Origin of the sequence: Mesorhizobium sp. C277A (genome assembly GCF_040324395.1) — a bacterium.
Classification (GTDB): Bacteria; Pseudomonadota; Alphaproteobacteria; order Rhizobiales; family Rhizobiaceae; genus Mesorhizobium.
This window is the reverse complement of sequence record NZ_JAMYVW010000002.1, coordinates 1,482,459-1,493,932: the sequence shown is the minus strand read 5'-3', so window position 1 is coordinate 1,493,932 and position 11,474 is coordinate 1,482,459. Positions and strand designations below refer to the sequence as shown.

Below are 11,474 nucleotides of genomic sequence, written 5' to 3'. Positions count from 1 at the left end.
GCCAGCGAATGAGAATCGGCGTAGTTAACGACATGCCGATGGCGGTTGAACTTCTGCGTCGACTGGTTCTGTTGACCGGCGAACATCAGGTCGCGTGGATCGCGACCAATGGGCGTGAGGCGGTCGAGGTCTGCAGACGTGATCTGCCGGATCTGATACTCATGGATCTAGCGATGCCAGAGATGGACGGCGTGGAAGCGACCCGCAGAATCATGGCGGAAACCCCGTGCTCAATCTTGCTGGTGACCGCCAGTATCGAAGCCAACCTCGCCGGCGTCTACGAAGCAATGGGTCATGGCGCGCTTGACGCAGTCGATATTCCGTCAGTGGGCATCGAAGGCAACGCGTCCTCGCAATCCGCCCGGCTTTTGACGAACAAGATCCGAACGATAGGCAAGTTGATCGGCGATGCGCCTACCCAGGCAAAAAGGCGGATGTCACGTGCGGCTGAGCCGTCAACTCGACACGTGATAGCAATCGGCGCCTCTGCGGGCGGGCCGGCTGCCGTTGCCGCAGTCCTGAGCGCGTTTCCCGTTGATTTTCGCGGCGCGATTGTGCTCGTCCAGCATCTCGATGCTCAGTTCGTTCCAGGCCTTGTTGATTGGCTAGGGCAGCATACGCGTCTCCCGATCCGTCCGGCGGGGGAAAGGGATAGTCCACAAGCGGGCACCGTTCTCGTTGCCAGTTCTGCGGATCATCTGGTTTTCAAGTCAGCTCAGCAACTTGGCTATACGCCCAGCCCCAAGGACAATGTTTATCGGCCGTCGGTAGATGTGTTCTTCGAAAGTGCGGCGCAATGGTGGCCTGGCTCGGTGATTGGTGTTCTGCTCACAGGCATGGGCAGGGATGGTGCGCGCGGGCTGAGACAGCTCCGTGACAAGGGACATCTCACAATCGCGCAGGATAGAGCAACCAGTGCCGTCTATGGCATGCCGAAGGCCGCCGCCGACATCGGCGCGGCTGTTGATATTCTTCCTTTGGGTGCGATCGGCTCACGTATAATCGAAGCCTGCGAGCGCTCCACGTGAAAGGCCCCTTCCGATGACGCAAGAACCAGAGTTGGTCCCGCCACTCGCAGATAACTATTCATCCATGGTTCTGCTCATCGATGATCAGATCATGGTTTGCGAGGCGGTCAGGCGCGCCCTAGCCAACGAGCCCGATATTTCCTTACACTTCTGCACCGACCCGTTGAGAGCGATGACGGTCGCGGATGAGGTAAAGCCAACCGTCATCCTGCAGGATCTCGTCATGCCCGGGGTGGATGGGCTACATCTGGTGCGAGAATACAGGAAGCATGCGTCGACACGCGCGGTTCCAGTCATTGTGCTGTCGAGCAAGGAAGATCCAGCCACCAAGGGCGAAGCCTTCGCTGCGGGCGCGAACGACTATCTCGTCAAACTGCCGGATCGTATCGAGTTGATTGCACGCATTCGATATCACACGCGGGCCTATCTGGATCACGTCCAGCGAGACTCGGCACACCGAGCGCTGAGGGAAAGCCAGCGACAGCTGATCAGTGCAAATCTAGAGCTTGAACGTCTGACGCGGATCGATGGCCTGACAGGTCTCGGTAACAGGCGCTATTTTGACGAATATCTGGCGGCTGAATGGAAACGTGCTTTTCGCGCACAGTCCCCACTGTCGCTGTTGATGATCGATGCCGATAACTTCAAACGATACAACGATACCTATGGCCATATGGCCGGCGACGATGTGCTGAAGCAAATAGCCCGCGTAATCCAGAGCGGTTCCGGCCGCTCCACCGATCTCGCTGCGCGGTACGGAGGCGAAGAGTTCGTCATCGTGCTGGTCGACACCATACTGGAACAATCCAGTGCGATCGCCGAGCGGCTCGTCCAGAGCGTGCGAGAGTTGAACATACCCCACGGCCCGGATCGCGTGACCATCAGCGTCGGCGTCGCAACAGCGGTGCCCACCGAGAACGAGACGCCAAACGATTTCGTCAATGCCGCCGATTTGGCTCTGTTTCGTGCCAAATCGGAAGGACGAAATCGTGTTGCGCTTCACATGTCCCGCAGCTAGAGAAGCTCACATCTCAGTCAACGAAGCGCGCCCTGTTCGATTTGAGGACGACCTTGGCGAAGTCGGGCATCTCGAGACCTTGCCGCACCAGGCCATCAAGAGTTTTCTCAGCCGCCCTGATGGCGGAGAGCCGGGCCAGCACAGTCTCAGCCTCCAGGCGAGGCACCACGGCGACACCGTCGCGGTCGCCGACCAGTATGTCTCCCGGCGAGATAGTCACTCCTCCCAGCACCACCGGGAATCCGACCGTGCCTGGACCATTTCGCGCAGGCGAATTCGCAATGACCCCGGCACAGTAAACCGGCAACCCGACCGCCTCGATCCCGACAACGTCGCGCACCAGGCCGTCAGTGATGAAGCCGGCGACCCCCTTGTTGCGCGCCATGCCGAGCACGAGATCACCAGTTACCGCGGTACCGGCAAAGCTGTCGGTGGCCGCGACGATGACATCGCCACTTGCTGCGGCATCCAGTGCTCCAAACAGGGCGAGGTTGTCGGCGGGACCGCAGTGACAGGTCACGGCGACGCCGACCATCGTCGCAGTAGCTGGCGACAGTGGCTTGATCGCATAATGCAAGGCGCCGCGTCCCCCCATCGCGTCTACGACCTGGCTAACCGGCACGCCCGCAAAAGCACTGATGATTTCTGCTGCGGGCCGTTCGAAACGGCGCTTGATGGTGAGCAGTGGTGGGTCTTCAATCATGTAGCGGCCCCATTCCCTGAACGAACGAAATACAGTCCGGCCCGAGGTCGCGCAGGCTCCGCGCGCCCATCAGTCCCATGACGCGGTCGATCTCCTTGCGGTAGAGTTCGAGCACGTGGCGTACCCCCTCCTCGCCGGCGACCGCGAGCCCCCACAACTGCGGCCGCCCAATCAGACAGCACGAGGCGCCGAGCGCCAGGGCCTTGACGACGTCAGAGCCTCGCCTGATGCCGCCGTCGATAAGCACTGGTACGCGGCCGGCGACAGCCGCGACAACCGCCGTCAACGCGTCCAGGGATGCGGCGGCGCCGTCAAGCTGACGTCCCCCATGATTGGATACGATGATGCCGTCGATTCCTCGGGCTACAGCCTCGGCGGCTTCGCTGGGATGCAGGACGCCTTTCAGCAACAACGGTCCGGACCAGACAGTGCGCAGCCAGTCGACATCGGCCCAGGAGAGTCCGGGATCGAGCATTGCGGCCATTCGGCCCGCCAATGCACCGACCGTCGCCGTATCTCCGGGGCGCGCGTAGTTGCCGAAAGTCAGTTTCGGGAGTCGGGTGCGCATACGAAGAAGCCACGCCGCCTTGGTGGCGGCCGCGAGGGTTCCGGCCACACCGAAGCGCGGCGGGATGGCAAAACCGTTGCGGATGTCGCGTTCACGGTTGCCAAGCATCTGGTTATCAATGGTGAGCACCAGCGCGTCGTAGCTTGAGGCACGCGCCCGATCCACCATTTCTCGGGTGAAGCCGCGATCGGTATAGACGAACACCTGCATCCACCGTGGGCTACTTCCGGTGGCTGCTATATCCTCCAGCGTGCAGACCGATCCGTGGCTGGCGCAGTAGAATGTCCCTGCGGCCGCTGCGGCTCGGGCGGCTGCGCGCTCGCCGTCGGGCCAGAACAGCCCAGCCAGGCCGGTTGGCGCGATGCCCAGCGGGATGGCAAGATTCGCGCCGAAGAGGTCAAGGGAAAGGTCTCGCGTCGTTGCACCGTTGAGTGGTCGCGGCAGAATGGCAACCTCGTTAAAAGCTTGCTCGTTCCGGCGCAGCGTTCGCTCATCCTCGGCACCGCCATCGGCGAAGTCGAACACCGGGCGTGGCAAAGTCCGCCGCGCGGCGACGCGGACCGCGGCCACGCTGTACAGGCACTTCAACGCCGCCATCGAAGCAGACGATGCCGCACCGCCGGCACCGCGGTCATCGCCTGTGTTTGAGGCGGACGAGGAGCTACTCACGGTTGCTTTCCGCCGATGCGACCATGATGCGTCGGTCCACCGCCTCCCGGAACACGCACGCAGGAGAGTGTTCCCTCAAAGGAGGGATCGCTGCCGGTCGCCAGCACGCCGGCATTTGTCACCCAAAGCATCTCGCCCGAGAAGACGCAGTTGGTCGTTGCCTTGCCGCAGACGAAGAAACCCTCCGCTGTGCCGTTGGGCTTCAGAACGTGCATGCCGTTGGCGGCAATATCCGTGACATAAAGGCGGCCATCGGCTCCGACCTTCAGCCCGTCCGGGATCGGATTGGCCCCAGGCAAGCGGCCCAGGTCTTCGACGGAACCATCCGGACGCTGCCGCTTGACGCGCCCCGTATAGGACTCCCCCCAAATGATCGAGCCGTCGGCTTCGATCGCCACACCATTGGGGAAGGTCGGCTTGTCGAAACCGAGAGCAAGGTAAGCACTGCCATCGGGGTTGACGGCAAAGATGTAGCTTGGGTCCGGATTCCCCGGGTTGTATGTGCCGGGATCGCTGAAGATGAGCCGGCCGTCAGCAGCAAATACAAGATCGTTTGGCCCATTGAGCCGAATGCCCGCGACTTCGCTCAGCAGGATTTCCGGCTTTCCGCCTTCGGCAACCCGCTGGATCGATGGCGTCGTCATGTCCGCGGCCCGCCAAGGTCCGGTCGTGCCGCCGTTCTGGCAGACATAGAGCAGGTCATCCGATCCGAGAACGCAGGCGTTGGGCGCTCCTGCAACATACGCGAACTGGCGAGCACTTCCGTCGCGATCTATGGCCGTCAGCTGGCTGCGATAGCTTTCGACGATGACAATTCGGCCATCGGGCAGCACCGTCGGGCCCTCGGGCCAGCCAAGGCCGGTCGCGACAACCTCGACGGCCAGCTTTTCAACCTCGTTCATCGTGCGACCCCCAGAACGGCAGCCTATCAAGATTTGTCGGGTATAATCCAGCCTGGCGGTCTCCGGACCCGGCGACTCAAAGATAGCTTGGCTGACGTGCGCGTTGCTGGGCCCCCCCTAGGCCGCCCCCCACCCCGGCGCCGGTGAACCCCGACGGGCGGAGGTCTATGGCTACAGCGCGAGCCGATCGGTGTCTACATAGCTCGGTAGCACTGGCTTGCTCCTCCAGGTTGGGTGGCAGGATTAGGTGCTGCTGAGGCCAGCGTGCCAGGAACAAGTGCAGGTGGAGAAGGTTGAATCTCAGTTCCTCTCCCTCTAACACTCACAAAGTCCAACAATTCTCTGCTCCGCTGCCAGGCGCTCTGGAGCCCGAGCGTTTGCAGGGCGTGCGTGTGGCCAAAAGCTGGGGAGCGCCGCAGCGCCCAGGCGTGCAAATTGCTCTCTGAACGCCGATCCTTCTCCGAAGCTGGGGAGTAGCCCCAAAATCCAACAGCAATATCATGCCTCAACGGCGGTTTTGCCACTGCCAGTTTTGCGGTTCGCTCGCCTGTCAAAAGGGACAGTCTTTCGGGTCACGATCCGGAGTGGGTTGCCAAGGCTCCCGGAATCGAGGTGGCCCACTTTTGCGTCGGGGCTCCGCCACTCTTCAGATCAACAGCAACCAGCACCAATAAGCACCAATCACCATTTGCACAGCGAACGCGGTGAACCTGAGACTGACCGCGAGTTGGCTGGTTGAGACGAGGTGGATCACCGACTGCACTATTCGTGCGCCTAACATCGTGGAGGCCAAGGGATCCGTGACATCTGTCTTTGAAATGATGATCGCGACTCCGAGCAGACCTCCGAAGATTGGAAGCCCTTCAATGCAGTTGGCGTGGGCACGGGCTAACCTCCGCATAAACGGGGAGAGGGCTCCGTTATCTGGCGTAAAGCCGTTTGCCGGGACTTGCCCAGAGATCACCAGGTAGCTCCGGATAACTTCCATCACGATCAGCAGGGCCAGGGCCCACGAGATGAAGCCAGTCAATGCGTAAGCACTCGCCGACATGTGCCCTCCCCGTTGCTAGCACTCTAGGTCGTTGTAGCCGATCAACTAGTCTAATGCTATTCGACGAGGAGGGGCGGCCTGTAGTGGGGCCGAAACGGAATAGCAGCTTTTGGACGTTGTGCCCGGAATAGCTGCCGTTCAGCCAATCAGCAGCCGCTTTCGCCCTTTAGCGACCCTTCCGCGCCAGATCAGTCGATGCTTGAAGCTGCCATTCGCAGAGTGAAAGCGGCGTCGAGCATGGTCAGAAAGGCGCGCACGGCGGGGTTGGCGCGTCGGCTTGCCGGCCAGAGCACGGACGTTGTTTCGCTCGACCGCGAACGTGGACAGCACTGGGACCAGTTCGCCGCGCTTCACATAGGGAGCCGCCATGAAGGAGGCGCCTATGCCTATCCCACCGCCGGCTGCCAGCATGATGAGCACCGCATCGCTGGCATCGGCGACCACACCGGAATTGGGCACGATCTCGATTTCACGGTCGCCAATCCGGAAGGGCCAGCGAAAGGCCTGGCCTGTGCTCTGATATCGAAGGTTGACGGTGTCGTGCCCTTCCAGGTGATCGGGATGGGTCGGTGTGCCGCGTTCCTCGAGATAGGCTGGCGAGGCGAAGCAGCAAAGCCGATGGGGTGCGAGCTTGCGTGATAGTAGCCGGGTGTCAGCCAGATCACCGATGCGTATGGCGACATCGATCCCTTCCTCGATCATGTCCACCATCTGGTCACCCAGCCTGAGATCGACGATCAGGTTCGGATGGAGCCGACGGAAAGCCGGTAAAGCCGGAGCGATCAGATGCAGTCCGATCGGCAGCGACGCGGCCACGCGCAACGTGCCCGATGGTTCGGAGCGCGCGGTCATTGCCGCCTGCTCTATTTCCTCCGCCTCGCGTAGCAGACGCAGCGCGCGCTCATGCAGGTCGCGCCCTTCGGGCGTGAAGGTGAGCGAGCGCGTTGTACGGGTAAACAGCGACACTCCTAAATGCCGCTCGAGCCGCTGGACGCTCTTGCTGACCGCCGACGGGGAAATCGACAGCGCGCGCGCCGCTGCCGTGTAGCTGCCCAGCGATCCCGCACGCGCGAAGGCGATGATGCCAGTGAGCCGATCCAAAGTGATATGTTCCGCCATGGCATTACTTAACCGCCATCCAGACCGATTATCAACCGGCGGTCATGCCGCTAGATTCGCTCCAATGACATGGATGAGCGGAGATTTCACCAATGAGCGATAAGATGAAGGCAGTCCGTCTGCACGCATTCGGTGGTCCCGAGATGCTGGTGTACGAAGACGCGCCTAGGCCGGGTGTGAAGCCCGGCGAGGTGCTTGTCCGAGTCCAGGCGGCCGGGCTTAATCCGCCCGACTGGTATCTGCGGGATGGCTATCGCGCACTGCCGCCAGAATGGCGACCCAACGCGTCCTTCCCACTGATTCTCGGCACGGACGTGTCGGGCGTCATTGAAGCGGTTGGCGCTGACGTCGCTGAGTTCAGCATCGGTGACGAGGTCTACGCAATGGTTCGCTTCCCCGATAACTTGATGACGGGTAGCAATGCCTACGCGCATTATGTCAGTGTGCCGGCATCGCATGTTGCGTTGAAACCAGCCGGCATCGACCATATTCATGCGGCTGGTGCGCCGATGTCGCTTCTGACGGCATGGCAGTTCTTGATCGAACTTGGCCACGACGAGCCGAATCCGTTCCAGCCCTTACCGCATGAGCCGGTGCCCCTCGACGGCAAGACGGTGCTCATCAATGGTGCCGGAGGCGGTGTCGGGCATCTGGCCGTCCAGTTGGCGAAATGGCGGGGCGCGCGCGTCATCGCGGTGACATCGGCCAAGAACGAGGCGCTGATGCGCGATCTCGGCGTGGATCAATTCATCGACTACAAGACAACCGCGGCGGAAGATGTCGTCCGAGACGTCGACCTTGTCCTCGACGCGGTGGGCGGCGCGGGCATGGAGCGCTTCTTCCATGTTCTGAAGCCGGGCGGCGCGCTGTTCCTGGTCAACCCACTGGGCTTCGCTGGTCACGAAGAGACAGAGAGGCTGGGGATCACGGTCTCATCCACACAGGTTCGATCCAATGGCGCGCAGTTGGCAAAAGCCGCCCGCCTGCTCGACGACGGCCTTGTGCGTGTCGTCATCGACAGCACATTCCCGCTGGCCGAGGCATCGCGCGCACATGAGCGCGCCGCCGACGGCAGTATTCAAGGCAAGATCGTGCTGGCCGTCTGAATTGTTGCTTTCAGTCCGACCGACCATCGGGAGACGATCGGGCGGGATTACGCCGTTTAGCCGACGAAGACCACCGACCGACGTCCGGCTGAATCGTGCTCGACTACAAGTGCCGCGATGGCTGCCGCGATCTTCGCGCCGCCTTGCACTGACGGTTCGATAGGATTGGCGAAGTCCGCGTCCTCATTCGATACCAAGCGCAGGTCGACGAGCGGCAAACCGCGCGAGAACGCCGCCCGGGTGATGACGTCGTTGAGGACCGTCAGGGCAGTTGCGGCAAGTCTACGACGCTGTGGGTCGGGAAAGCGCGCCTCGTAGATCGTGCAGACAGCGGTGGGTAGGTTTTGGCCCAGCGCCCCCTCGAGCATCGTACAGTAGTCGTGCTCGAATTCCTCCCGGATATCGCTGATCCTGTCCAGAACCTCGGCCACCGAACAGGCCCCCTGCTCCAGAATCCCTGCATGACGAAGAGCATCATTGCCACCGACGCTGACGACAAGATGGCTAGCATCCTGGGGGAGCCGTTCAAGCTGCCGCTCGACGCCGCTTGTGACGGCGCCGTCGACGGCGTTTAGCGTTGCACGCCACCCCTCCGGCAACCGCTCCCGCAGCTGCCGCACTACGTCGGGCCCGTGCGCGACATAGGCAGCGTTGTCAAAGATCGAATCCCCGAGAAGGACGACGTGTGGCATCGGATGCTCCGTTGAGGCCTCTGCCAATGCTGCATCAGCAGAGGAGGTAAGGTGGTGGGTTGTGACCGCGGCAGCGAGCACGGTCAGGAGATCACGGCGAGTCAGGCCACCTGCAGAACGGAACGGCATCTCAGCCGTCCAGGAACGCCAGAAGCGCGGCATTCACCGCGCTGGCCTCTTCGCGCTGTACCCAATGCGTCGCCTTCTCGAACGTCTGCAGGCCCCGATCGTTGCAAAGGGCCAGACTGCGCTCGGCCAGGCCATATTCCAGAGCTTGGTCCTGCATCCCCCACAGTACAAGGGTCGGCGTCGTGATCCGCTCCTTCAGGCTTGGGCGGAAGCGCAGCGCCCGATACCAGTTGAGCATGCCTGTCAGCGCCCCCGGCCGTTCCCAGGCCTGCCGATACTCTGCGATTTCCTCCGCCGTGAAGGCATCTGTTCGGCTGGATTTGATGAGCGCCCGTGCCAGCAGAGCCGAGCGCCCCGCCCCCAGAAAAGCCTCCGGCAGCAAGGGGAACTGGAAGAAGGCCGCATAGCTGCTCCGCAGGAACTGGGTCGGAGATCGCAAGGAATGGGCAAGCAGCACCTCGGGATGGGGCGCGTTCAGGATGACGAGCCTTTCCAGGCGGTGCGGCAGCTTTGCGCCTGCGGCCCAGGCGACGATACCGCCCCAGTCATGACCGACGAGGTGAAACCTTCCGATGCCGAGCGCGTCGGCGATGGCAACGACATCGCCGACGAGCTTGGGGAGCGTGTATTCACGGATGGCTTTCGGCTTGTCACTGGTGTTGTAGCCCCTCTGGTCGGGAACGATGACCCGGAATCCGGCGGTAGCGAGCGCATCGATCTGCCGTCTCCAGCCGATCCAGAAGTCGCCGGGAGCAGTCTGTCCCGGTCCAGCCGCTAGGCTGGCAGCAGCGGAGGCACCGATCAAAGTGAATACCTCGCGGATTACGACGAGGAGTTCTGATAAGCATGTTTCAATTTCGCGCTTTTTCCCGCAAATTCGAGAGCGTAAGGAATTGAATCCGTCGTTGATTAATCAGGCGTTTTCGCCGGCCTGTCACGCCGGAGGTCGCGGGTTCGAGCCCCGTCACTCGCGCCATTTCTCCTCAGGAGAAATGTGACATAATCGTCTAGAATCATGGTCTTGCATGAGGCAATTCAGATCCGGTCGGATCTGAATTCTATCTCTCCCGCAACGACCTCCTCACCCCTCGGCCAGCAGCGCCTCGACCTCATGCAGCGTCGGCATGGATGGCGCCGTACCCGGCCTTGTCACCGAAATGCCGGCGACGGCGCAGGCGAAGCGGACGGCTTGCAGCGGCTCCACGCCTTTGGCGAGTGCGGCGGCCAGGCCGCCATTGAAGGCATCGCCCGCGCCGGTGGTTTCGACCACCGGACCGGCACTGACCACGGGAACATGGTCGGACCGAGCGGCCGTGTGCAGCAGCGCGCCTTTTTCGCCGAGCGTGATGATGACCGAGCCGACGCCCTTTTTGAGCAGGCTGTCGGCGGCGCGGCGAGCCTCGTCGATCGAAGAAACCTTGATGCCGGTCAGCTCCTCGGCCTCGGTCTCGTTGGGGGTGACATAGTCGCAAAGCGTATAGATGCGGTCCGGCAGCTTGGCCGCCGGCGCCGGATTGAGGATGGTGGTCACCCCTGCACCGCGCGCGATCTCGAGTGCGCGCAGTGCCGCGTCGATCGGCTGTTCGAGCTGGGTGACGAAGACGCCGGCTCCACGGATCAGGCCGGCGTTGGCCTCGATGTCTTCAGGCGAGATCAGCATCGCCGCACCCGGGCTGACGATGATGGCGTTGTTGCCGGTTGTCTCCTCGATGAAGATATAGGCCGCGCCGGTATAGCTTTGCGGCGTCTCGATGACGGCGGATTTGACGCTCGCCTCTGCCCAGGTCGCCTTGGCCATGTCGGCGAAAGCATCGACGCCAAGCCGGGTCAGGAAGGTGACGTCCGCGCCGAGCTTGCCTGCCGCCACCGCCTGGTTCGAGCCCTTGCCGCCCGGTCCCAGCTTGAAGGAATTACCAAGAATGGTTTCACCCATGCGCGGCTGTCGATCGGCGCGGTAGGCGGTGTCGGCGACGAAAACGCCCAGAATGACGACAGGTTTGCCCGACGCCATGGCCCTACTCGGCGTCCGGCGGCACGACGCCCTTGCGAAAGGCGAAGCAGCCATAGAAGCGGCGCTCGCCGGTCTGGATGACGCAATAGGCTTTCTTGGCGCGCTCGTAGAAGGCATAGCGCTCGACCGAGATCATCGGCCAGGCCTTGCCTTCCGCCTTGTCGATCTCCTTCTGCACCTCTTTTTGCACCGGCGGGATCTCGTCCGGCTTGCCGACGATCTCCATGCGCGCGGCCGCATCGTCGACGAAAGTGTCGAGCGGATAGAGCGACAGCACCGCCTTGGCGACATCGGCCGCCGAGGCGTCGATGCGCAGCAGCTTGCCGAGCACGGTCTGGCGCGCCACCGAATCGGCGGGGAAATTGGTGTCGGCGATGATCAGATCGTCGCCGTGTCCCATTGCCCTGAGCGCTTGGAGCACATCGGCATTGAGCAATGGGTTGATCCCTTTGAGCATGGCAGTCCTCGTCAAACAGTT

The 11,474-nt window shown here is 62.2% G+C and carries 11 protein-coding genes and 1 pseudogene; 3 read left to right on the top strand and 9 right to left on the bottom strand.

The features are described from left to right. Positions 1–8: 8 nt before the first annotated feature. Both NKK52_RS07445 and NKK52_RS07440 read left to right on the top strand, forming a co-directional pair. Complete coding sequence (locus NKK52_RS07445; RefSeq protein ID WP_023682287.1) at positions 9–1,028, top strand: chemotaxis response regulator protein-glutamate methylesterase; 1,020 nt, start codon at positions 9–11, stop codon at positions 1,026–1,028. Positions 1,029–1,092: 64 nt separating this feature from the next. Next, a complete protein-coding gene (locus NKK52_RS07440) occupies positions 1,093–2,046 on the top strand; it encodes a response regulator (protein WP_023669440.1) in 954 nt (317 codons plus the stop codon). Positions 2,047–2,059: 13 nt separating this feature from the next. Here NKK52_RS07440 and NKK52_RS07435 read toward each other — a convergent pair whose 3' ends face one another. From NKK52_RS07435 to NKK52_RS07415, 5 genes and pseudogenes are all read right to left on the bottom strand, one after another. Beyond that, entirely contained in the window at positions 2,060–2,749 is a 690-nt protein-coding gene (locus tag NKK52_RS07435; protein WP_023682289.1) for an RraA family protein, read from the bottom strand. Continuing rightward, positions 2,742–3,914, bottom strand: coding sequence for an alpha-hydroxy acid oxidase (locus NKK52_RS07430; RefSeq protein ID WP_050591949.1), 1,173 nt, complete (start codon positions 3,912–3,914; stop codon positions 2,742–2,744). Before NKK52_RS07430 ends, NKK52_RS07435 begins: the two co-directional genes overlap by 8 nt. A 68-nt stretch (positions 3,915–3,982) precedes the next feature. Next, positions 3,983–4,888 carry an SMP-30/gluconolactonase/LRE family protein gene (locus tag NKK52_RS07425; protein WP_023682291.1) on the bottom strand — a complete coding sequence of 302 codons (906 nt, stop codon included), beginning with the start codon at positions 4,886–4,888 and terminating at the stop codon, positions 3,983–3,985. A 646-nt stretch (positions 4,889–5,534) separates the two neighbouring features. After that, entirely contained in the window at positions 5,535–5,939 is a 405-nt protein-coding gene (locus NKK52_RS07420; RefSeq protein WP_023682292.1) for an MAPEG family protein, read from the bottom strand. Between the two features lie 188 nt (positions 5,940–6,127). Further along, positions 6,128–7,058 (bottom strand): annotated as a pseudogene (locus tag NKK52_RS07415) (LysR family transcriptional regulator). Between the two features lie 92 nt (positions 7,059–7,150). Between NKK52_RS07415 and NKK52_RS07410 the strand changes: the two are divergent. Continuing rightward, positions 7,151–8,164: an NADP-dependent oxidoreductase gene (locus NKK52_RS07410; RefSeq protein WP_023682293.1), complete on the top strand. Its 1,014-nt coding sequence runs from the start codon at positions 7,151–7,153 to the stop codon at positions 8,162–8,164. 56 nt (positions 8,165–8,220) lie between these two features. Here NKK52_RS07410 and NKK52_RS07405 read toward each other — a convergent pair whose 3' ends face one another. From NKK52_RS07405 to NKK52_RS07390, 4 genes are all read right to left on the bottom strand, one after another. After that, positions 8,221–8,856, bottom strand: a complete 636-nt coding sequence (locus NKK52_RS07405; protein WP_023682294.1) for an SGNH/GDSL hydrolase family protein — start codon at positions 8,854–8,856, stop codon at positions 8,221–8,223. 130 nt (positions 8,857–8,986) lie between these two features. Next, positions 8,987–9,790 (bottom strand): alpha/beta fold hydrolase, encoded by an 804-nt coding sequence (locus tag NKK52_RS07400; RefSeq protein WP_050591950.1) that lies wholly within the window; start codon positions 9,788–9,790, stop codon positions 8,987–8,989. A gap of 276 nt (positions 9,791–10,066) precedes the next feature. Beyond that, entirely contained in the window at positions 10,067–10,996 is a 930-nt protein-coding gene (gene rbsK, locus NKK52_RS07395) for a ribokinase (protein WP_023682296.1), read from the bottom strand. A gap of 4 nt (positions 10,997–11,000) precedes the next feature. After that, entirely contained in the window at positions 11,001–11,453 is a 453-nt protein-coding gene (locus tag NKK52_RS07390) for an RbsD/FucU family protein (protein WP_023682297.1), read from the bottom strand. Positions 11,454–11,474: the final 21 nt, after the last annotated feature.